This window comes from Ralstonia insidiosa, assembly GCF_008801405.1.
In the GTDB taxonomy this organism is placed as follows: Bacteria; Pseudomonadota; Gammaproteobacteria; order Burkholderiales; family Burkholderiaceae; genus Ralstonia; species Ralstonia insidiosa.
On the sequence record NZ_VZPV01000001.1, the window covers coordinates 1413191 to 1435824 of the forward strand.

The following is a 22634-nucleotide window of genomic DNA, read 5'->3' on the forward strand; positions in this document are numbered from 1 at the left end:
CGCCGTTTTTTATTGCGTGCAGATGGGAGCGTCAGTGCGCGAAGGCAGGTTGTACAAACAGCGCTACGCACAGGCCAACGCCTGTAAACCACATCAGCGAGCGCAATGCCGCCCAGTCGGCCAGATAGCAGATCGTGTACAGCACGCGCGCCACGACGAATGCGATGGCGAGCAGGTTGACGCGGTCGATCATGCCGCCGCCCAGGATAGCCACCAGCACGGCCACCGCAAAGAACGGAAACGCTTCAAAGTGGTTTTGCTGCGCAGCACCGGCGCGGCCTGCCACACCGGTTTGCTGCGCGAGCCATGCGCGCGGGTTGCGGTTGTCATAACGCGGGCCGCTGGCTTTGGCAATGCCAACGCACACGATCGGCAATACCGCCGCCACCAGAACGCACCAGAGGGCGATCGGCATGGTCAGTCTCCTGGACAGTTGTGAAGGTGCCGCACCGTAGCACAGGCGGCGTTTTCAAACACCAGAAGTGCTAGTCGGCCTCGTGCACGGCGATGCGGATGTCACCCAGCATGACCACCTGGCCCGCGCGGATCTTGGCGGTCTTGCGCGATTCCGGCTGGCCGTCGACGGTGACACCGCCATCGGCAACGACCGCCTTGCCGGCGCCGCCGCTGTCGACCACGCCGGTCAGCTTGAGCAGCTTGTGCAGCTCGATGTATTCGGTGTTCAGAGCGAAATCGATGTTGGGCATAACAGAAAGGATGGCGTGGCGAATTGCGTCACTTATTGCGGGGTGGCTTCCACGCTGATGTCGAGGTCGACGCGGTCGCCCACGTCGGGCAGGAACCGCGTCATGCCGAAGGCGCTGCGGGCGATGGCGAGGTGAAAATCGCCACCGCAGACGTGGCGTGTGGTGCCGGCCAGCTTCATGTCGCCGCAGTTGAAGCGGCGCACATCTAATCGCACCGGTTGGGTCACTCCCCGCAGCGTCAGCTTGCCTTCGATGGCGACGAGCTTGCCGTCCTGTACGACAAAGCGATCGCTGCGCAGGCGGATGATCGGAAACTGCGCGGCATCCAGAAACTGCTCGGATTTCAGCACACCATCCAGCACCGGCAGACGCGTACTGACGGAGGCAGCGTCGATGGTGAAATCGATACCGCCTTGGTTGGTCGCCTCGTCAAAGTCGATGGCGCCGTCGATCTTGTCGAAGCGGCCACGCACCGTAGACCGATCGAAGTGCGACGTGCCGAAGACCACCGACGTATGCGCCAGGTCTGGCGTGAACGGCGCGGCAAAGGCAGAGGTGCATAGCACCCCTGTCAGCATCAGAAACCATGCACGCATGTTGCCTCCTTGTGCAGAGGCCCACGCAGGCATGGGCCTGCCTTTGCCCCGATCTTTACTTGCCCCAGCTGTCCTTCAGGCCGACCACGCGGTTGAACACGGGCTTGCCCGGTTGCGAGTCGATACGGTCAGCCACGAAGTAGCCATGGCGCTCGAACTGGAAGCGGTCTTCCGGCTTGGCGGTTGCCAGCGTCGGCTCCAGGTAGGCCGTGACGATCTTCTTCGAGTCCGGGTTGAGCGCATCCAGGAAGTTCTTGTCGCCCGAGTCCGGCTGCGGGTCGCTGAACAGGCGGTCGTACAGGCGCACTTCAGCTTCCAGCGCGTGTGCGGCGCTCACCCAATGGATGTTGCCCTTCACCTTCACGCTGTCAGCACCCGGCGTGCCACTCTTGGTGTCCGGAATGATGTTGGCGTGCACGGCGGTGATGTTGTCGTCGGCGTCCTTATCGCAGCCGGTGCATTCGATCACGTAGCCGTAACGCAGGCGCACCTTGTTGCCCGGGAACAGGCGGAAGTAGCCCTTGGGCGGCGTTTCCGTAAAGTCTTCGCGCTCAATCCACAGCTCACGCGTGAGCGGGAATTCGCGGCGGCCGAGTTCAGGCTGCTTCGGGTGAACGGGCGCCGAGCATGGCTCGTTGAAATCTGCCGGCACGTTGTCGAGGATCAGCTTGACCGGGTCCAGCACGCCCACCGAGCGCGGCGCGCGCGCATCGAGGTCGTCGCGCACGGAGCCTTCCAGGATGCTCATGTCGATCCAGCTATCGGCCTTGGAGACGCCTACGCGTTCGCAGAACAATTGGATCGATTCCGGCGTGTAACCGCGGCGGCGGATACCCACCAGCGTCGGCATGCGCGGGTCGTCCCAGCCGTCGACGCGCTTTTCCGTCACCAGTTGCAGCAGCTTGCGCTTGCTGGTGATGGCGTAGGTCAGGTGCAGGCGCGCGAACTCGTACTGATGCGGCAGCGGTGCGGGCAGGGCGCCGGCGTCACGCAGGTGGTCGAGCACCCAGTCGTACAGCGGGCGGTTGTTCTCGAACTCCAGCGTGCACAGCGAATGCGTGATGTTCTCCAGCGCATCGGAAATGCAATGCGTGAAGTCGTACATCGGGTAGATGCACCAGGCGTCGCCCGTGCGATGGTGATGAGCATGGCGGATGCGGTACAGCACCGGATCGCGCATCACGATGTTGGGCGCAGCCATGTCGATCTTGGCGCGCAGGACGAGTTCGCCATCCTTGTACTTGCCGGCGCGCATGTCGCGGAACAGCGCAAGGTTCTCGTCCACCGAGCGGTCGCGGAACGGCGACGGCGTGCCCGGGCGAGTGAAGTCGCCACGGTTGGCGGCAATCTGCTCAGCGCTTTGGCTGTCGACGTAGGCGGCGCCGCGCTGGATCAGCACTTCGGCAAAGCCGTAGAGCTGTTCGAAATAGTCGCTGGCGTAGTACAGGTGCGTGCCGGTGCCGTTTTCCCACGAGTAGCCGAGCCAGTGCACCGCGTCGATGATGGAGTCGACGTATTCGGTGTCTTCCTTGACGGGGTTGGTGTCGTCAAAGCGCAGGTGGCAGCGGCCTTGGTAGTCCTTGGCCAGGCCGAAGTTCACCCAGATGCTCTTGGCGTGACCGATGTGCAGGTAACCGTTGGGCTCCGGCGGAAAGCGCGTGATGACCGGCGGAAGGGCCTGGCCCTTGGTGTCCTTGCGGCCGGCATAGGTGCCTTGCGTCAGGTCGCCATCAATGATTTGGCGCAGGAAGTTGGACGTGGGGGCGGCGGCCGCCCCATTGGCGTTGTCTTGGCTCATGGGAATGCGTGATTCGGCAATCCCGTGATTTTACCGTGCCCGGGGCACTCTGCCGGGTTGTCCCTTATTTCCGTTGCGCTACGCCATCCAATGCTTGTGCACGCAACGCCTCATTCGGGGCGGGAAAGGCCTGCTGGCGCAGTTGGGTGAGCTGAGCGGCGCGGTCGGCATCTGACAGGCCGGGGAAGCTGTTGATGCGGTCGCGCTGCTGGGCGTAGGCGTCGTAACGGCCGCGCCAGACGGCTTCTTCGCGGCTGGCCTGCACCAGGCGATCCGCCACGATGCCGTCGATGCCCTGGGCGGCCAGCCGCTGGCGGATCTGTGCCTCGCTCAGGCCGTCCTTGGTCCAGGAATCCATGTCGTTTGCGAGCTTGACCGGCGCGGAGGCATTGCGGCGGGCTTCTCGCAGGGCGGCTGGCAGGTTGGCCTCGATGGCTGCGAGCTTGGCGGCGCGTTGCTCGGGGGTGAGCGAGGGGTCGGCCATCACGGCCAGGCGGTCGAGCGCGGCGCTGTCCAGCGCATCTTCGTCGCCGTACCAGGCCTGGGCGACATCCGTGCCCAGGTATTGACGGCGCAGCGCGGCCCGGGCGCCGATTTGTTGCCGCAGCGTGGCAATGATCTCGGGCTGCTGCTGAACCTGTTCAAGGCTTGGCTTGCTGCGGCCGGTATCGCCTTGCCCGGCCAGCGCCTTGCGGTAGGTGAGATAGCGCTGCAGCAGCGATTGCGCCTCCGATAGCGCGGGGCTGACCAGCTTGGCGTGCATATGCGCCTCTGCCATCGCAATGCGCTGCGCTTCAGGCAGCGACGCGGGCACGTCGAGGAAGTAGTCGAACACTGCGCGGTTGGCGGGTTCGAGGATGAGGTGGCCACTTGCGTCCACACGCAGGCCGTCGGGCACCTGTGTGTCGGCCAATTCGGTGGGTTTGGCCGCGGCAGTTGTCTCGTCGCTCTTGATGCTGCCGATGTAGGCGCCAGAGCGGGGCACCGCCTGCGGTTGCTCGGCGGCTGGGGGCGCTTCACCGGTGGCATGCCACCAGTAGACCCCCCCCGCAACGGCAGTTGCCACCAACACGGCGCCGATGAATGTTGTCGGCTGCATGGATTGCACGGGTTGTGATTTGCCCTTCATGACGATGTGCGCGTTGGTGGCAATAAGCGGCAATGCATGGCGATAGGTGGCGACGGATTACAGCCCGGCCGTCTTCAACCGATTGGCCTGCGTGCGGATCACCGCAACCGGATCCGCCGCACCCCAGCCGATCAGGCCGAGCAGCTGGTTGACCTCGTCAAGGTGATTCCAAGCATAGTCGGTCGACAGCACCTGTCCGAACTTGGCGCTGCAGATCGAGACCAGCCCGTCGTTGGTGCCTGAGCCGCGCGCCCGCATGACCCCGCCGCTGAAGACCAGCACCGGGTCGAACAGGTCGAGGATGTTGGTGGCCGTCGAGCGTCCCGTCCACGAATACAGCTTTTGCACGTTGCCGTTGCGCACATCGGTCGCGCTGCCGGTGTTGCAGCCGCTGGCCAGGCCCGCGCTCGGGAAGGTTTTGTTGAAATCCGCCGCGCCCGCGGTCGAGAGGATATGCAGCGCTGCAAAGCCATTCTGCGGATTGCTGTTGCCGTTGAACCAGCCGAGCACCGAGCCGAACACGTCCGCGCCCAGGTTCACCAGCGCCTTGAAAGGTGCCGGCGTGCTCTCGACAAAGTCCGCAAACTCCGAACCCTTGTGCGGTGTGCCGATCGTGGTGACGGACGCCACCAGGTTGGGTGCCACGGCGGCCGCATAGCGCGAGGTCAGGCCGCCCTGGCTATGGCCGATGAGGTTGACCTTGGCCGCGCCCGTGGTGGCCAGCACGGTGCGGATCTGGCTGAGCAGTTGCTCGCCGCGCACCGTTTCATCGTTGAAGGCGGAGACATCGGCCACGTAGACGTTGGCGCCGTTGGCACGCAGGTCTTCGGGGATCTGGTACCAGTAATCCACCACGCCGAGGAACTTGCTGGTGCCCGAGAGGCCGTGCACCAACACGATCGGGTATTGCGTGGCGGCGTACGTGCTTGCCGCATGGGCCGGTGCGGCGACGGTAAGCGTGAGGGCGGATGCAGCCAGGGCCGTGGTCAAAGCGGCGGCTGCGGTGTGCGTGCGCAAGATGCCGCGCACTGATTTGTACACAGTATGGAGCAGGGGCGTCTGCAACATTCGGTTGTCTCCTGAATGATGGATGGGTGGTCGACCTCTGCGGGTCGATCGCCCTCCGTTATCCGAAGTGCGCATTCCAGCGTCAACTGAATTGGAAGATTGGCTCTAATGCTGCGCCGCCGCGTGCGCAAGCAAAAACCGGAGGGCGAGCCTCCGGTTCTTTAGGATGCGATGCAGCAACGCCGCTACTCTTCTTGAAACGCTTCCTCGCGTTTGCGGCGGATGACGGGCAGCACCACCAGCAGTACCAGGGCCGCCGCAGCAATCAGCAGCCCCAGCGACAGCGGCTTGGTGACGAAGGTGGAGAAATCTCCACGCGAGAGCAGCAGTGCGCGCCGGAAGTTCTCCTCCATCATGGGCCCGAGCACGAAGCCGAGCAGCATTGGCGCGGGCTCGCAACGCAGCTTCAGGAGCAGGTAACCGATCAGCCCGAAGACCGCTGTCTGGAAGATGTCGAACGTGGTGTTCGAGACCGAGTACACGCCAATGCAGCAGAACACCAGAATGGCCGGATACAGGAAGCGGTAGGGCACTTTCAACAGGCGCACCCACACGCCGATCATCGGCAGGTTCAGCACGATCAGCATCAGGTTGCCGATCCACATCGAGGCGATCAGGCCCCAGAACAGCGCGGGGTTGCTGGTCATCACCTGCGGGCCGGGCTGGATGTTGTGGATGGTCATCGCACCCACCATCAGCGCCATCACCGCGTTGGGCGGAATGCCCAGCGTGAGCAGCGGGATGAAGGATGTCTGCGCCGCCGCATTGTTGGCCGATTCCGGGCCCGCAACGCCCTCGATGGCACCCTTGCCGAACTCGTGCGAATACTTCGAGGTCTTCTTCTCCAGCGAGTACGACGCGAACGATGCCAGCGTCGCACCGCCGCCGGGCAGGATGCCGAGCACCGAGCCCAGCGCCGTGCCGCGCAGCACGGCCGGGATCATGCGCTTGAAGTCCTCGCGGCTGGGCCACAGGTTGCGCACGTGGTCGACAAAGGTCTCGCGGTGCTCTTTCTGCTCCAGGTTGGCGATGATCTCGGAGAAGCCGAACACGCCCATCGCCACCGAAACGAAGTTCAACCCGTCGGCCAGCTCCGGCACATCGAACGAATAGCGCGCGGTGCCGGAGTTCACGTCTGTGCCCACCAGCCCCAGCAGCAGGCCCAGCACGATCATCGCGAGGGCCTTGATGAGCGAGCCTGAAGCCAGCACCACGGCGCCGATCAGCCCCAGCACCATCAGCGAGAAGTATTCCGCCGGGCCGAAGTTGAAGGCGAATTCCGACAGCGGCGTGGCAAATGCAGCTAGCACCAGCGTGGCCACGCAGCCGGCAAAGAACGAACCGAGGCCGGCCGTGGCCAGCGCAACGCCGGCTCGCCCGCGCCGCGCCATCTGGTAGCCGTCAATGGTGGTCACCACCGACGACGATTCGCCCGGCAGGTTAACGAGGATGGCGGTGGTGGAGCCGCCGTACTGCGCGCCGTAATAGATGCCTGCCAGCATGATGAGCGCGGCCACCGGCGGCAGCGCGTACGTGGCCGGCAGCAGCATCGCAATCGTGGCGATGGGGCCGAGCCCCGGCAGCACGCCGATCAACGTACCGAGCACGCAGCCGATAAAGGCGTAGATCAGGTTCTGGAGCGACAGCGCAGTGGAGAAGCCGAGCGCGAGATTGGCGAAGAGATCCATGTCGCGTGCCTCAGTTGCTGATGAACGCCGGCCACACCGGGAACTGCAGCTTGAGCCCATAGACGAAGGCGGCCAGGCTCACCAGCACCATCACGATGGCGGTGCCGACCGCGCCTTTCCATGTGAACTCGTGGCTGGCCATGCTGGAGACGAGCACCAGCCCCACCAGCGAGAGCACCAGCCCCAGCGGCTGCAGCAGCAACCCGAACAGCACCACTGAGCCGAGAATCCACAGCAGCGTCTTGATGTCCCAGCGTGGGATGCGGTCTGCCACGCCCTTGCGCGACAGCGATTGCACGACCACCACCACACCCAGCAGCACCAGCACGATCCCCAGCCAGAACGGGAAGTACCCGGGGCCCATGGAGGAGGCTGTGCCCATGCGGTAGCCGCGCGCCAGGAACGCGAATGCTGCGCCCGCAACGATGAACAGGATGCCCGATGCAAAGTCCTGGTGACTGCGGATCACCGGGCGGCTTTGTGGATCGTTCTGCAAGATGGGTGTCCTCCTGTGGGCATGCGGCGCATCGCTTTGCGGGTGGCCGAATGGCGGCAAAGCGGCGACCAAGTGTGCACGCTAAGCAGAGCGGCTTTCAAGCACCTTGCTGGGGGGGGGCAGGCCGCGCAGCAGCCTGGCAGGGCGCATGGACAAACGGTTCAGGGTTTGCCCTAGCCGCAGGAAGGCAGGAGGGAGCGGGCCGCACAACGCTGTCGCGGCCCATTGTGATTGCGAGCTACATGCGCGAACTACATGCCGATGCCGCGCGCCATCAGCACGGCCGCCAGCGGAATGAAGATGATCAGGTGCGATTCGATCATGACCCAGCGGCGCGTCTTGGCAATCTCCGACGGCGGTGGCACGAAGTCGGGCAGCGTCTTGCCTTGCTTGTTCCAGCGCAGGATGGTGATGGTCGGGATAATCGACAGCAGCCCCACCAGGATGAACAGGCCCACCTTGACGTGGAACACCGGGTTGTGGACGTAGAACGCATAGCCCTTGGCGCCGTAGATCACACGCAACGCGCCGGTAATCAGCACCGCCAGCGCTGCGAAGCCGAAGACGGCGTCATAGCGTGCCAGGCGCTTGCGGATTTCCGGCGTCATGTCTGGCCGCAGCACCACGGCCTCGGCGGTGAGGAAGACGATCAGCGTGAAGATCGAGATGTAGTGCAGGTAAGCCAGCAACGCATCAAGCCACATGGTGACCTCGTCAGGGTGGGGAAACGGTGGGCGGTGTCAGCGCGGGTATCAGATCACGCCGCGTGCACGCAGCGCGGCGATCTGGTCGGCGCTCAGGTCCAGCACGTCGCGCAGCACGGCTTCTGTGTGTTCGCCCAGCAGCGGCGGGTGGCTCGCGGCCTTCGGCGGCGTGACGCTCATCTTGACCGGGCTGCCGACCAGCTTGACGGTGCCCGCGCTCGGGTGGGGCAGGTCGACACGCAGGCCGCGCGCCTGCACCTGCTCGTTGTCGAACACCTCGTGGAGATCGTTGATCGGGCCGCAGGGCACGCCGGCAGCTTCGAGCTTGTCGATCCATTCACCCTTGCTGAAACGCTTGACCATCTCGGCCAGGATCGGCACCAGCACATCGCGGTTGGCCACGCGCTGCGGGTTGGTGGCAAAGCGCGGGTCATCGGCCAGTTCGGGCATGCCACCGGCGTCGACAAAGCGGCGGAACTGGCCGTCATTGCCCACCGCCACGATGATCCAGCCATTCGATGCCTGGAACGTTTGATACGGCACGATGTTCGGGTGCGCGTTGCCCCAGCGCTTGGGCGCCTGGCCGCTCGCCAGGTAGTTGGTGTTCATGTTGGCCAGCATGGCGACCTGCACGTCAAGCAAGGCCATGTCGATGTACTGGCCTTCGCCCGTGCGATCCCGGTGCGCGAGCGCGGCCAGCACGGCGACCGTCGAATACATGCCGGTCATCAAGTCCGAGATGGCCACGCCGGCCTTCTGCGGGCCGCCGCCGGGCAGGTCGTCGCGCTCGCCGGTCAGGCTCATGAAGCCGCCCATGCCTTGCACGATGAAGTCGTAGCCAGCGCGTGCGGCGTAAGGCCCGGTCTGGCCGAAACCGGTGATGGAGCAGTAGATCAGGTCCGGCTTGACGGCCTTGAGCGCGTCGTAGTCCAGCCCGTATTTTTTGAGCTGACCGACCTTGTAGTTCTCCAGCACCACGTCCGCATGCGCAGCGAGCTTGCGGACGATGTCCTGACCCTCGGGCGTGCTGATATCGACGGTGGTCGAACGCTTGTTGCGGTTGGCGGCCAGGTAGTAGGCGGCCTCGGCGGTGTCCTCACCGGCCTCGTCCTTCAGCCAGGGCGGGCCCCAGGTGCGGGTGTCGTCGCCAGCGCCGGGGCGCTCCACCTTGATGACATCGGCACCAAAATCGGCGAGGTTTTGCGCGCACCACGGGCCGGCAAGTACGCGCGTGAGATCGAGAACACGGAGATGGCTGAGAGCGCCCATGGATAACGAATCTGCACAATCGGAACGGGTGCACTCTACACCACGCCCCGGCGAGCCCGCAGGCCCATGCGACCAACCGGGGGAAATGCGGCGCCGATTGGGCGCGACCCGGGAGCGAACCCCGTATAATCAATGGTTTGCACTAATCCAAGGCGCTCAGGAGCGGGATGCTCCCAGGCGCAATGCTGACTCGGCACCCCGCGACATGAAAGCCTCCGATATCCGCCAAAAATTCCTGACCTTCTTTGAGGGCAAGGGCCACACCGTGGTGCGCTCCTCGCCGCTGGTGCCGGGCAACGACCCGACGCTGCTGTTCACCAACTCCGGCATGGTGCAGTTCAAGGACGTCTTCCTCGGTACCGACAAGCGCCCGTACGTGCGCGCGGCCTCCGTGCAGCGCTGCCTGCGCGCCGGCGGCAAGCACAACGATCTGGAAAACGTCGGCTACACCGCGCGTCACCACACGTTCTTCGAGATGCTCGGCAACTGGTCGTTCGGCGACTACTTCAAGCGCGATGCACTCGTGTGGGCGTGGGAGCTGCTGACGCAGGAATACAAGCTGCCGGCCGATAAGCTGTGGGCCACCGTCTACCAGACCGACGACGAGGCTTACGACATCTGGACCAAGGTGATCGGCCTGCCGCCCGAGCGCGTTGTGCGCATCGGCGACAACAAGGGCGCACCGTACGCCTCCGACAACTTCTGGCAGATGGCCGAAACCGGCCCGTGCGGCCCGTGCTCGGAAATCTTCTACGACCACGGCCCGGATGTGTGGGGCGGCCCCCCGGGCAGCCCGGAAGCCGACGGCGACCGCTACATCGAGATCTGGAACAACGTGTTCATGCAGTTCGACCGCCAGCTCGATTCGGCGACCGGCGAATACACGCTGACCCCGCTGCCCGCACCGTGCGTCGACACCGGCATGGGCATGGAGCGCCTGGCTGCCATCCTGCAACACGTGCACAGCAACTACGAGATCGACCTGTTCCAGGCGCTCATCGCTGCCGCTGCGCGCGAGACCAACACGAAGGATCTGTCGAACAACTCGCTGCGCGTGATTGCCGACCACATTCGCGCGTGCTCGTTCCTGATCGTCGACGGCGTGATCCCGGGCAATGAAGGCCGCGGCTACGTGCTGCGCCGGATCATCCGCCGCGCCATCCGCCACGGCTACAAGCTGGGCTGCCGCGCCGCGTTCTTCCACAAGCTGGTGGACGACCTCGTTGCGCAGATGGGCGAGGCCTATCCGGAATTGCGCGAAGCGCGTGACCGCGTGGTCGAGGTGCTGCGCACGGAGGAAGCCCGCTTCTTCGAGACCATCGAGCACGGCATGTCGATCCTCGACAGCGCGCTGGGCGAACTGAAGGCGTCGGGCAGCAAGATGCTCGACGGCGAACTCGCCTTCAAGCTGCACGACACCTATGGCTTCCCGCTGGACCTGACGCAAGACGTCTGCCGCGAGAACGATGTGATCGTCGACGAAGCCGCCTTTGACGCTGCCATGAACCGCCAGCGTGAGCAGGCGCGCGCCGCCGGCAAGTTCAAGCTGGCCGCCGGCACGCTCGACTACACCGGCGACAAGACCACCTTCCACGGCTACGACCAGCTCGTGCGCGAAACTGCGCGCGTGACGGCGTTGTTTGTCGATGGCGCATCGGTGCAGGAAATGCACCCGGGCCAGACCGGCGTGGTGGTGCTCGATCACACGCCGTTCTATGCGGAATCCGGCGGTCAGGTTGGCGACCAGGGCACGCTCAAGGCCGCCACCGTCTGGTTTGACGTGGCCGACACGCTCAAGGTGCAGCCCGAAGTGTTCGGCCATCACGGCGAGCTGCGCACCGGCGTGCTGAAGGTTGGCGATGCCGTGGCTGCGGAAGTGGACGCCGTGCGTCGCGCGCGCACCATGCGCAACCACTCGGCCACCCACCTGATGCACAAGGCCCTGCGCGAAGTGCTGGGCGGCCACGTGCAGCAGAAGGGCTCGCTGGTCGATGCGGACAAGACCCGCTTCGACTTCTCGCACAACGCGCCGATGACGCCGCTGCAGATCCGCGAAGTGGAAGCCCGCGTCAACGCAGAAATTTTCGCCAACGCCGCCACCAGCGCCCAAATCATGGGCTTTGACGATGCGGTCAAGAACGGCGCGATGGCGCTGTTTGGCGAGAAGTACGGTGACGAAGTGCGCGTGCTGTCGATCGGTACGTCGAAGGAACTGTGCGGCGGCACCCACGTGGCCCGCACCGGTGACATCGGCCTGTTCAAGATCGTGGGCGAGTCGGGCGTGGCCGCCGGCATCCGCCGCGTGGAAGCCATCACCGGCGACAACGTGCTGCACTACCTGCAGACGCTCGACACGCGCATCAACGAAGCGGCTGCCGCTCTGCGCGCACAGCCGTCGGAACTGACGCAGCGCATCGGCCAGGTGCAGGACCAGGTCAAGACGCTGGAGAAGGAGCTGGAGCGCCTGAAGTCGAAGCTCGCTGCAAGCCAGGGCGACGAACTGGTGAGCCAGGCCGTGGACGTGGCCGGCATCAAGGTGCTGGCTGCCAAGCTCGACGGCGCGGATGCCAAAACGCTGCGCGAGACCATGGACAAGCTCAAGGACAAGCTGCAGACCGCCGCCATCGTCCTGGGCAGCGTGAGCGACGGCAAGGTTGCGCTGATCGCCGGCGTGACGGCGGACGCCACCGCCAAGGTCAAGGCCGGCGAGCTGGTCAACTTTGTCGCCCAGCAGGTCGGCGGCAAGGGTGGTGGCCGCCCGGACATGGCTCAAGCAGGTGGTACCGAGCCGGACAACCTGCCGCAGGCACTGGCGGGTGTGGTCGCCTGGGTGCAGCAGAAGGTGTGATGTAGCACCTTGAACCTGATGCGCTGAACGGCGCGCGTTCCCGGCAACGGGGCGCGCGCCGTTTTGTTTGGGCTGGTCAATGCCGGATGGACTGTGTGAGCAAGACTGGGGGCACCCGCATAAAGACCCGCAGCCGCTCGTTCCGGTCACCGGGGCGGGCACCAGACCAGAACGGCAGCCATTCGCGACCGGGCGTGCGTGCGTGCGTGTGGCTGTCCTGGAGGATCAACCATCGGCACGCGTGCGTTGACGACTGCGCCAGCGGGCGGTGCAGGATGCCGGTGAAGTAGTGCAGCATCGGCGCCTCGGATTCACCCAGATGCAGACTCGCCATGCAGTCGTCTGCGTGCCATGCCGGGGCCAGCTTGCTGCTGAGGTTGTTGAACACCGAGCGATAGCTCTTGGCCTCGTCCAGCCAGGGCAGCAGCAGGGTGGCGACCAATCCCCAGCCCACCAGGGCGCCGGCCGCCCAAGACAGCGCGCCGCGCCATACCCCCGCCCGCCGCAGATGCGGCAGCAGGCGCAGCCATCCAATCGTGAGCACCAGTGCGCCGCCCACGAGCCAGGGTTCGATCGGCATGGTCCAGTCGACTGGCAACCAGCGGTCAAGCCAGCGCACGCTCGCCCGCGAGGTGTTCTCCGTCATGACCGCCCACAGCAGCCACGCCAGTACCGCAATGCCGCCAAACAGCACCCGGCTGAGGTAATCCCATCCGACATGGAGCCGCATCGGCAGTCGCGCGATTGCCTGCTGGCCGAGCAGCGCCAGCGGCACCATGAACGGCAGCAGGTAGAGCGGGCGCGCTGTTGCAGAGACCTGCAGCGCGAGCAGCCCGACGCCCGCGAAGATGGCCGGCAGGGCCACGCGTGGTGTTCGCCACTCGCGCCAGGCGCCGCACACTAGCGCGAGCAGTGCAAGTGGTCCTGCGGGAAAACCGATGGTCAGCAGCGTGTGCCAGACGTAGAACGGGTCGTCGTTCTCCGCGCCCAGCACCGGCACAGAAAAGCCCAGGAAGCGGCCGATGTTGTTGTCCCAGAACCAGACGTGGAACAGGTCCGGGGCACGCAGGTAGAACAGCGTGGGCCAGATCGTGGCGAAGGGCAGGAACACCAGCGCGGCGGTACCCAACAGGCGAAGGAACGCGCGGCTGCGGCAGGCTGGAAACAGCACGCACGCCCCGACCAGCGTGATGCAGAACACCAGCGGAATGAATATGCCTTTCGCCAACAGCGCGATCCCCATACCCACGCCGAGCCACACTGCGGAGCTGCGCCTGCGCGCCGTGGGTTGCACGGCTGCCTGCACGCATTCGAACAGCCCGCAGAAGCCGATGGCGGTGCCGGCCAGCAGGGCCACGTCGGTGATCATGTCATGCGTGTGTTTGACCACGATCAGCGAGCCCGCGCACAGCGCCAATGTGCCGAGCACACGCGGGTCAGCCCACGAAGGCGCGTTGGTGGCGGCACGCGCCAGGCGCGCGGTGCAGGCGAAGGCCAGGCCGGCAAACAGCGCGCTGGCAAGCCGCGCCGCGTCGTGCGCGGGCAGTTCATCCCACAGCAGCCAGGCCAGGCTGCTGGCGACCCACGCATACAGCGGCGGCTTCTCTACAAAGGGCTGCCCGGCACTGGTCGGCACGATCAGGTCGCCGGTTTCCAGCATGTGCTGGATGATGCCGAACGTGTAGGTCTCGTCCTGCTTCCAGGGGTCGTGGCCGAGCGTGCCCGGTAGCAGGTAGGCACAGGCGATGAGCACCGCGAAGATCCACGTGCGCGATTTGCGCAAGGCCTGCCACGGCCAGGCGTACGCCGCTTGGGCTGCAGATGCCATGACCGCGTTGGCGGACAGCGCGGCGGCACTCGAGTTGAGGTCACGCGCGTGAGCGGTCGCGGCGGGCGTGTTGACGCTCCGCCGTCCAGGGCGTGTCGGTTCCAGCATGACGAGAGAGTTTCCGGTTTGCCGGATGCGGTCCGGAGAACCCGGCCGATCGGCTGATGCGTGACAAACAAGATGCCCGGCAAGGTGTGCCGAGGCGGCCTGGAGTACATCACGCTCGTCTTACGGAGACCCTGAGCGCCTGCGCCGGAATCTGAGCAATCGATTTCCACCGGCGTGCGAGGCATGGCTAGATGCGCCTTTTGGGGCATCCGGCACAGGGGTGGCGTCTTGTCTACGCAACGCAAACAAGTTGGCCGATGCTTCCAATGCTGGAGACAGGCCACGCCATCGCCTATACCGGTCAGACGCTGCGGGTTGCAGGCAGCCTGGCAGGTAATTTGCATTGACCGAGCTTGTTGTCCCCCGCAGTGCCCGTCGTACCCCTTACCCCCAATCCGAGGAGAACCATGAGCGTCCTATCTGACAAGGTCGACGCTGTGCCGCCAGCGTCTTCGGCTGCGCGGCGCAGCAAACGATTGCTACGGGCGGTTGCGGCCGGCGTGCTGGTGGCCGCAGGCATTGGCGCATCGACCCAGCCGGTTGCGCAACTTGCACCGGAATCGCACGCGCGCAAGGTCAAGGTGCTGATCATCAGCATGTTTGCGCCCGAGGCGCAGCCGTGGATCGACAAGCTGGGCCTCACGCAGGACGTGCCCGTGCCCGGCCTGTCGATCGACTATCCGAGCGTGCACTGCAACGCCAACGACGTGTGCCAGCTCACCACCGGCATGGGCAAGGCGAATGCCGCGTCGTCGGTGTCGGCGCTGATCTACAGCGGCAAGTTTGACCTGCAGCGCACGTACTTCCTGGTGGCAGGCATTGCCGGGATCGATCCGTCGCAAGGCACGCTGGGCAGCGCTGCATGGGCGCGCTTCCTGGTCGATAGCGACATCGCTTGGGAGATCGACGCGCGCGAAGTGCCCGCCAACTGGCCCAGCGGCTTCATCGGCATCAACACGCAGGGCCCAGGGCAGAAGCCGCCGCTGGACTACAAGACGGAAGTGTTTCGCGTGAACGAGGCATTGCTGCAGAAGGCGCTGGCGCTCTCCAAGGGCGCGGCGCTTGACGACAATGCCACCGCACGCGCGTATCGCGCCAATTACCCCAGCGCACCGGCCAACCAGCCGCCGTCGGTCGTGCAATGCGATACCGCCGCCGGCAACACTTACTGGCACGGCGCCAAGATGGGCGAGCGTGAAGCCGCGTGGGTCAAGCTGCTGACCGATGGGCAGGGCACCTACTGCACCACGCAGCAGGAAGACAACGCCACGTTCGAAGCGCTCACGCGCGGGTCGAAGGCGGGCCTGCTCGATCTGCAACGCGTGGCCGTGCTGCGTACCGCGTCCAACTTCGACCGACCGTATCCGGGGCAGACGCCGTATGACTCGCTGGTCAACAGCAACTCGGGTGGGTTCGTGCCGTCGCTCAACAACCTCTATCTGGCGGGCGGTCCGCTGGTCAACGAGATCGTCACGCGCTGGAGCGTGTGGAAACACGGAGTGCCCTCGCCATGATCGATTCCCGGACCACAACCCCCATGCGTTCCATCACCAAGCTGCTCGCCGTGGGCGCGGCCGCGCTGACCTTGAACAGCTGTGCGTACGACGGTGTCAAGGTCATCGTCATCAACATGTTCCAGGGCGAAGCCCAGCCCTTTATCGACCGCTACGACCTGAAGGAGAAGGTCTATATCTCCGGCTTGTCGCCCGACGCGCCCAACATGCTGTGCAACGTCGACGGCATCTGCCAGGTGACCACCGGCATGGGCTACGCGAATGCGGCGTCGACCATTTCTGCGCTGCTCTATCGCAGCAAGCTGGACCTGACGCACACCTACTTCGTGATCGCCGGCATTGCGGGTATCGATCCGGGGCAGGGTACGGTGGGCTCGGCGGCATGGGCGCGCTATGCGGTGGACTACGGCCTGTCGCACGAGATCGACGCACGCGAAATGCCCACCGGCTGGCCGTATGGCTACTTCGGCATCGGCACCAAAGGCCCTGGGCAGAAGCCACCGCTGGACTACCGCACCGAGGTGTTCCAGCTGAACGAGACGCTGTTGCAGAAGGCGTTCACGCTGTCGAAATCGGCCACGCTGGAAGACAGCCCAGAGGCCATCGCCTTCCGCAAGAACTACGCGTTTGCGCCGGCCAATCAACCGCCCGCGGTCATCCAGTGCGATGTGGCCTCCGCCGACACGTGGTGGGCCGGCCGCAACCTGGGTCAGCGCGCACGTGATTGGGTGAAGACAATGACCGACAACAAGGGCACCTACTGCACCACTGCGCAGGAGGACAACGCTACGCTGGAAGTGCTCACACGTGGTGCCCGCGCCGGCAAGGTCGATTTCAGCCGGGTGGCGCTGCTGCGGGCGGGCTCCGACTTCGACCGCCCGTACGACGGCCAGACGGCAACGGACGGCCTGATCAACTACGCGCAGCAGGGCGGTTTCGTGCCGGCCACGCATAACCTTGTCAATGCGGCCAAGCCGTTGCTGGACGACATCGTCGACCACTGGCCACGGTGGAAGCAGGGGGTGCCGAATTAATGGTTGCTTACATCACATTTCAAAATATATAATGCGAATCATTCTCATTTGATGGGCGGCAGCGGGCACCTTGCCTGATCGCTGGCCATCGCTTCTGCCGGGCGAGCCAGCGGGTCTTCACCTGCAAGCCAACGGATCGACGCGCCGCGTGATGTTTCTGCGGCGCGTTTTTTCTTCTTCCCCAGTGCATGACATGCATGTCGGGGCGCGCTCGGTTTGACCAATCCTGTCGACCCTTTGCCCGCGATGACCCGCCATACTGTCGCCACTGCGGCGGCCCGTGCGCTGCCGTGCGCGCTTGCCGCCATTCCTCTTGCCGCTTTGCTCACCGCCACGCCTGCGCGTGCCGACGACACCCAACCCGCCGCCGGCAATCACGCCAAGGTAGACCTGGACGAAACCACCGTCACCGCGCGCAGCCAGCGTGGTTTTGCAGCCAGCACGGCAGAGGTGGGCGCGTTCCGGGGGATGGCATTGCGCGACATTCCTGCCACGGTGAATGTGGTCACGCGCGAGGCGCTCGACGCGCAGCAGGACACATCGCTGTTCGATGCGCTGCGCAACACGGCAAGCGTGACGCGCCAGCAGCTCTCGGGCGAGACCTTCGACAACCTCGCCATCCGCGGGGTGACGATGGAGAACCGCACCAACTTCCGCTTCAACGGCTCGATGCCGATTGCAGCGCTCGCGGCCATTCCGCTGGAAGACAAGGAGCGCGTGGAAGTGCTCAAGGGTGTGTCGGCGCTGTACTACGGCTACACCACGCCGGGCGGCGTCGTGAACCTCGTCACCAAGCGCGCGGGCAACACGCCGGTCACCACGCTGGGTGTGCAGTTCGACAGCAATGGCTCGATCGTCAGCACGCTGGACGTGGCCCGCCGCTTTGGTGAAGACAACCAGTACGGCATCCGCTTCAACGCCGCAGGCGGCTCGCTGCAATCGCCCACCAGCGGCATTGATGGCACGCGCCAGCTCGGGGCCGTGGCGTTCGACTGGAAGGTCAACAGCCGCCTGAGCCTGAAGGCAGACGTGGAGTACTCGCGCAAGATCATCACCGAGCAATCCGTGGTGACGCTGCCGGCGGCCAAGAACGGTGTAATCACGCTGCCCGCCATGCCGGATCCGACCAAGCGATTGGCGCCGGGCTGGGCAGACTTCAACGGCAACACCACCAATGCACTGCTGCGCGCCGACTATGCGCTCAGTGATGCATGGCTGTTGACCGTGGAGGGCGGCATGTCGGAAACGGCACGCACGCGCGCCTTTACGGAATTCCGCCTGACCAATCCGATCACCGGCGCGGGCACGATCTCAGGCAACCGCCAGAGCGGGTTGTGGCACACGAGCCATGTGCGCGCAGACATCAACGGCACGGAGAAGACGGGCTGGATCACGCACGACCTGACGTTTGGCGTGGCGCGCTCGGACTTCCGCCAGGCAGCGGTGTACTCCGACCGCTTCAGCGGCGCACAGAACCTGTACAACCCGATCGACCTCGGCTGGTTGCCGACGCAAGGCAACAGCACCACGCCTGCGCAGCGCGCTGTGGATACGGGGGGCTACGCGATGGACCGCATGACGCTGTCGGAGCACTGGCAGGTGATTGCCGGCCTGCGTTATACGAGCTACACCAGCACGCAGGCCCCCAACCGCTACGAAGCCAGCAAGACCACGCCGCTGGGCGCCGTCATCTACAAGTTCACGCCCACGCTGTCGGCGTATGCGTCGTATGCACAGGGGCTTGAGGCCGGCGCACGCGCACCGAATACCGCCGCCAACGCCAACGTGGCGATGCCGCCGGCGCTGTCAGAACAGAAGGAAGTGGGCGTGCGCTATGAAACGCCGGCCGGCACGCAGCTTGCCGCCGCCGTCTACGACATCGACCGCGCCGCCAGCTACACCAACAATGCCAACGTCTTCGTGCAGGATGGCCGCGAGCGCATTCGTGGTGTTGAGCTGACCGCGCAGGGTCGCGTCACGAAAGACCTGTCGCTGTTGGCCTCCGCCGGCTGGACGGACGCCAAGTTCCGCGGCGTCGGTAACGGCCTGAACGGCAACACGCCCGAAAACACGCCGCGCAGCACCGCCAGCGTGTTTGCGGAATACACCCTGCCGATGCTGCGCGCCGTATCGTTCAACGCCGGTGCGTACTACCTCGGCCCACGCCCCGTGAATGACGCCAACCAGGCAGAACTGGGCGGCACCACGCTCTTCAGTGCCGGCGTGCGTTACGTCACCCGCATCTCGGGCAAGCGCACCACGCTGCAGTTCAACGTCGACAACCTGACCGACAAACGCTACTGGGCTGGTGCGGGCAACAACCGCCTGTCGATGGGCGCGCCGCGCCTGTTCAAGCTCGGCATGAAGATCGACCTGTGATGATGTTTTCAGGAGTGCAACCCATGCAATCGCTGCTTCGTTTTTGTGCTGTCGTTTTGATGGCATTCGCCTTCACCCAACCCGCTGCCGCAGAGACCCAACCTGGCACCGGCAAGACCGTCCTGATGGTCGTCCGCATGCAGGGCAAGAGCCTGCCGATCGACAAACAGATCGTCGCGCATCTCGAATCGCGCGGTTACGCCGTCACGCTGTACGACCAATACCAACCGGCAGAGCGCGCGAAAGATTTTGACCTCGTCGTGCTGTCGTCCACTGTGCGCTCGCGCGATCTGCTGGGCGCCTACCGTAACGTGCCCGTCCCGCTGATGACATGGGAGAACGACCTGCTCGACGATCTGGCGATGACCGGCAAGCGCCTCGGCACCGACTTCGGCATGGCTGAAAAGGAGCACTACCTGTGGATGGTCAACGCGCCGCATCCGCTCTCCGGCGGTGTGCCGGCCGGCGTGGCCGTGGGCTATGCCAAGGACGCGCCGATGGGGTGGGGCAAGCCGGGCCTGGGCGCAAGCATCATCGCCAGCGTGGCGGGCGACCCGAGCAAGGCAACCATCTTCGGCTACGAGAAAGGCGCAACGATGGACTATGAAACGCTCGCCCCCGCCCGCCGCGTGTTCTTCTTCCTAGACAACGAAACCTTCCCGAACCTCACGCCCACAGGCCGCAAGCTGTTCGACGCCGCCACCGACTGGGCCGCCGCCGGAGGGAAGTAAGCCGAGCATGCCTCGGCGCCAACACAAGCGCCGCGTTGGTTTGGCCTTTGACGCTCCTGCCCTAGATGGCGCCTTGAATTTCTGTTGCAGGGAGGAAAAAGAGAGGAGGCTGTCTGAGCGAAGCGAGTTTGCCTCCTCTCCCTCCCTGCGACAGAAATTCAAGGAGGGGGTCGCCATCTTGGGCGCGCCTTTCTTTGCTTACTTTCTTTGGCAAGACAAAGAAAGTGAGTCAGCCCCGGCAGGGGATGAAAAAGGGGTGGACCACCACGGTTCAACAAACCACCCCAAAAACACCCTATAGCCCCACAACATCCCCCCCAACAACTCCGCATTTGCGCAACACCCCCCCGCCTCCTTAAGCTGCCGACAACATTTCTACAAGTCGCAGCTTCTTCATGCAAATCGCAGTAGTCGGCGCCGGCATCATCGGCATCAGCACGGCAGTCGCGCTGGCCCAGGAAGGCCATCAGGTCACCCTGATCGAACGCCATCCGGGCCCGGGCGAGGGCACCAGCTACGCCAACGGCGGCCAGCTCAGCTACAGCTATGTGGCGCCGCTGGCCGGCCCCGGCGTGCTTTCGCACGTACCGGGCTGGCTGCTGCGCAGCGATTCGCCGCTACGCCTGAAGCCTTCGCTAGACCCGGCGCTGCTGCGCTGGGGCCTGCGCTTCATCGCCGCCTGCAACCGCGAGCGTGCCGACCGCACCACGCGCGAGTTGCTCGCCCTGTCGTTCTACAGCCGCACCCGCATGGAAGCCCTGCGCGAGGCATCGCCCGAACTGGCCTTCAGCTTTGCCCGCCGCGGCAAGCTGGTGGTGCACCGCGATGCCGCAGCCTTCGAATCCGCCCGCGCCCAGGTCGGCTACCAGGCCACGCTGGGCTGCGAGCAGCACGCGCTGTCCGCCGACGAGGCCATTGCCCACGAACCTGCGCTCGACGGGGTGCGCGACCAGATCGTCGGTGCGATCTATACGCCCGATGAAGACGTGGCCGATTGCCACCAACTCTGCGTGGGCCTGTTCAACCGGCTGCGCGAGATGCCCAACGTGACGCTGCGCTTCAACACCGGGGTCAACGCGCTGTGGACGGAAGGCCGTCGCGTGCGCGGCGTGACGCTGGCCGGCGGCGAGCAACTCGCAGCCGATGCGGTGGTGATGGCCGCCGGCGTCACCAGCGCCAAGCTGCTCGGCCCGCTGGGCATCGACCCTGGCCTGTATCCGCTCAAGGGCTACAGCATCAGCCTGCCGCTGGATGAAGGCGATGTTGCGCCGCGCATCAGCGTGACAGACGCCGCGCGCAAGATCGTCTATGCCCGCATCGGACAAACGCTGCGTGTGGCCGGCATGGCGGATCTGGTTGGCTGGTCGACCGCGCTCGACACCCGCCGTGTGCAGACCTTGTACGACGAAACCCGCGCGCTGTTTCCGGGCGCCATGCGTGCCAATGACGCGGGTGCCGATGCGGGGCCGTGGGCGGGCATGCGCCCGGCAACGCCGACCGGTGTGCCAGTGGTTGGCGCATCGCCGGTGGAAGGCTTGTGGCTGAATGTCGGCCACGGCGCATTGGGCTTTACGCTGGCGCTTGGCAGTGCAAGCCTGCTGGCAGACATGATCGCGGGGCGCAAGCCGGTGATTTCTCCGGCGCCCTACGCATTGGCCGCGTGATAGAAGCAAAGAGATTCAAAAGACCGAGCGCGCAAGCTTGATCGCTTGCGCCAATTGGTAATCAAAGAAGTCTGAAGCGAACACACCCAAAGGAGGGGAAGCATGAAGACGCTGCATCCGATCAATTCGACCAAACGCATCCTGTGCGGACTGACGCTGGCTGCGACCGGCGCCCTGGCTGCGCTGTCCACCGGCGCGCAGGCACAGTCGAACGACACGCTGGCGAAGATCAAGCAATCGGGCGTGATTTCCGTCGGCTATCGTGAGTCGTCGATTCCGTTCTCGTACCAGGCCGATGCGAACACCATCACCGGCTACTCGCAAGAAATCTCCAACATGATCGTTGCCGGTGTGGAGAAGAAGCTGGGTGTGCCCAAGCTGCAGGTCAAGCTCACGCCGATCACGTCGCAGAACCGCATCTCGCTGCTGCAGAACGGCACGATCGATTTCGAGTGCGGCTCGACCACCAACAACCTTGAGCGCCAGAAGCAGGTCGCGTTCTCGAACAACATCTTCATCTACGGCATGCTGATGCTGGTGAAGAAGGATTCGGGCATCAAGGACTTCCCGGACCTGAAGGGCAAGACCGTGGTGACCACCGCTGGCACGACGGAAGACCGCATCCTGCAGAAGATGAACGGTGAAGCAAAGGATGCCGACAAGATGAACCTGATCCTCGCCAAGGATCACGGCCAGGCATTCCTGACGCTGGAGTCGGGCCGCGCCGTCGCCTTCGTGATGGATGAGCCGCTGCTGTACGGCGAGCGCACCAAGGCCAAGAACCAGGCCGACTGGGTGGTGACCGGCACGCCCCTGCAGACCGAAACCTACGCGTGCATGATGCGCAAGGACGATCCGGCGTTCAAGAAGGTGGCCGACGACGTGATTGCCGACCTGATGAAGTCGGGCAAGGCCAATGACCTGTACAAGAAGTGGTTCCTGTCGCCGATTCCGCCGAAGGGCCTGAACCTGAACTACCCGATGACGACGGGGATGAAGGATCTGTACGCCCACCCGAACGACAAGGCGATCCAATAAGCTCGCTGGCTGTACAAACGAAAACGGGGGACATC

18 protein-coding genes are annotated in these 22634 nt (G+C 64.8%); 7 read left to right on the forward strand and 11 right to left on the reverse strand.

All coding sequences use genetic code 11. The annotated features are described in order from the left end of the window. Window positions 1-31: 31 nt before the first annotated feature. The 10 genes from F7R11_RS06825 to F7R11_RS06870 all read right to left on the reverse strand — a co-directional run bounded on the left by F7R11_RS06825 (window position 32) and on the right by F7R11_RS06870 (window position 9455). Window positions 32-415 carry an MAPEG family protein gene (locus F7R11_RS06825; protein WP_021195184.1) on the reverse strand — a complete coding sequence of 128 codons (384 nt, stop codon included), beginning with the start codon at window positions 413-415 and terminating at the stop codon, window positions 32-34. Window positions 416-485: 70 nt separating this feature from the next. Then, window positions 486-707 (reverse strand): RNA-binding S4 domain-containing protein, encoded by a 222-nt coding sequence (locus tag F7R11_RS06830; RefSeq protein ID WP_021195183.1) that lies wholly within the window; start codon window positions 705-707, stop codon window positions 486-488. Window positions 708-739: 32 nt separating this feature from the next. Continuing rightward, complete coding sequence (locus F7R11_RS06835) at window positions 740-1303, reverse strand: YceI family protein (RefSeq protein ID WP_064802169.1); 564 nt, start codon at window positions 1301-1303, stop codon at window positions 740-742. A 55-nt stretch (window positions 1304-1358) separates the two neighbouring features. Then, window positions 1359-3101: a glutamine--tRNA ligase/YqeY domain fusion protein gene (locus F7R11_RS06840; protein WP_064802171.1), complete on the reverse strand. Its 1743-nt coding sequence runs from the start codon at window positions 3099-3101 to the stop codon at window positions 1359-1361. A gap of 64 nt (window positions 3102-3165) precedes the next feature. Continuing rightward, on the reverse strand, window positions 3166-4230 hold the full coding sequence (locus F7R11_RS06845) for a lipase secretion chaperone (protein WP_064806200.1): 1065 nt from the start codon (window positions 4228-4230) through the stop codon (window positions 3166-3168). A gap of 57 nt (window positions 4231-4287) precedes the next feature. Further along, the gene (locus tag F7R11_RS06850) at window positions 4288-5298 is read right to left on the reverse strand and encodes a triacylglycerol lipase (protein WP_064802173.1); all 1011 of its coding nucleotides are present in this window, start codon (window positions 5296-5298) and stop codon (window positions 4288-4290) included. 185 nt (window positions 5299-5483) lie between these two features. Next, the gene (locus F7R11_RS06855; RefSeq protein WP_064802175.1) at window positions 5484-6986 is read right to left on the reverse strand and encodes a tripartite tricarboxylate transporter permease; all 1503 of its coding nucleotides are present in this window, start codon (window positions 6984-6986) and stop codon (window positions 5484-5486) included. A gap of 10 nt (window positions 6987-6996) precedes the next feature. Beyond that, complete coding sequence (locus F7R11_RS06860) at window positions 6997-7482, reverse strand: tripartite tricarboxylate transporter TctB family protein (RefSeq protein WP_064802177.1); 486 nt, start codon at window positions 7480-7482, stop codon at window positions 6997-6999. Window positions 7483-7733: 251 nt separating this feature from the next. Next, window positions 7734-8186, reverse strand: coding sequence for a DUF2214 family protein (locus tag F7R11_RS06865; protein ID WP_021195176.1), 453 nt, complete (start codon window positions 8184-8186; stop codon window positions 7734-7736). Between the two features lie 48 nt (window positions 8187-8234). Beyond that, on the reverse strand, window positions 8235-9455 hold the full coding sequence (locus tag F7R11_RS06870) for a CaiB/BaiF CoA transferase family protein (protein ID WP_064802179.1): 1221 nt from the start codon (window positions 9453-9455) through the stop codon (window positions 8235-8237). Between the two features lie 205 nt (window positions 9456-9660). Between F7R11_RS06870 and alaS the strand changes: the two genes are divergently transcribed. Next, window positions 9661-12303 (forward strand): alanine--tRNA ligase, encoded by a 2643-nt coding sequence (alaS, locus tag F7R11_RS06875; RefSeq protein ID WP_064802181.1) that lies wholly within the window; start codon window positions 9661-9663, stop codon window positions 12301-12303. A gap of 76 nt (window positions 12304-12379) precedes the next feature. Here the strand turns inward: alaS and F7R11_RS06880 are convergent, their stop codons facing one another. Next, window positions 12380-14239: an ArnT family glycosyltransferase gene (locus F7R11_RS06880; protein ID WP_064802183.1), complete on the reverse strand. Its 1860-nt coding sequence runs from the start codon at window positions 14237-14239 to the stop codon at window positions 12380-12382. A gap of 407 nt (window positions 14240-14646) precedes the next feature. Between F7R11_RS06880 and F7R11_RS06885 the strand changes: the two genes are divergently transcribed. From F7R11_RS06885 to F7R11_RS06915, 6 genes are all read left to right on the forward strand, one after another. Next, window positions 14647-15753 (forward strand): purine-nucleoside phosphorylase, encoded by a 1107-nt coding sequence (locus F7R11_RS06885; RefSeq protein ID WP_064802185.1) that lies wholly within the window; start codon window positions 14647-14649, stop codon window positions 15751-15753. After that, window positions 15750-16787, forward strand: a complete 1038-nt coding sequence (locus F7R11_RS06890; RefSeq protein ID WP_064802187.1) for a purine-nucleoside phosphorylase — start codon at window positions 15750-15752, stop codon at window positions 16785-16787. Before F7R11_RS06885 ends, F7R11_RS06890 begins: the two co-directional genes overlap by 4 nt. A 246-nt stretch (window positions 16788-17033) precedes the next feature. After that, window positions 17034-19166 (forward strand): TonB-dependent siderophore receptor, encoded by a 2133-nt coding sequence (locus tag F7R11_RS06895; RefSeq protein WP_064802189.1) that lies wholly within the window; start codon window positions 17034-17036, stop codon window positions 19164-19166. 23 nt (window positions 19167-19189) lie between these two features. After that, complete coding sequence (locus tag F7R11_RS06900) at window positions 19190-19897, forward strand: hypothetical protein (protein ID WP_064802191.1); 708 nt, start codon at window positions 19190-19192, stop codon at window positions 19895-19897. A gap of 395 nt (window positions 19898-20292) precedes the next feature. After that, window positions 20293-21561 (forward strand): D-amino acid dehydrogenase, encoded by a 1269-nt coding sequence (locus F7R11_RS06910; protein WP_064802193.1) that lies wholly within the window; start codon window positions 20293-20295, stop codon window positions 21559-21561. Between the two features lie 102 nt (window positions 21562-21663). Continuing rightward, window positions 21664-22599, forward strand: coding sequence for a glutamate/aspartate ABC transporter substrate-binding protein (locus tag F7R11_RS06915; protein WP_064802195.1), 936 nt, complete (start codon window positions 21664-21666; stop codon window positions 22597-22599). Window positions 22600-22634: the final 35 nt, after the last annotated feature.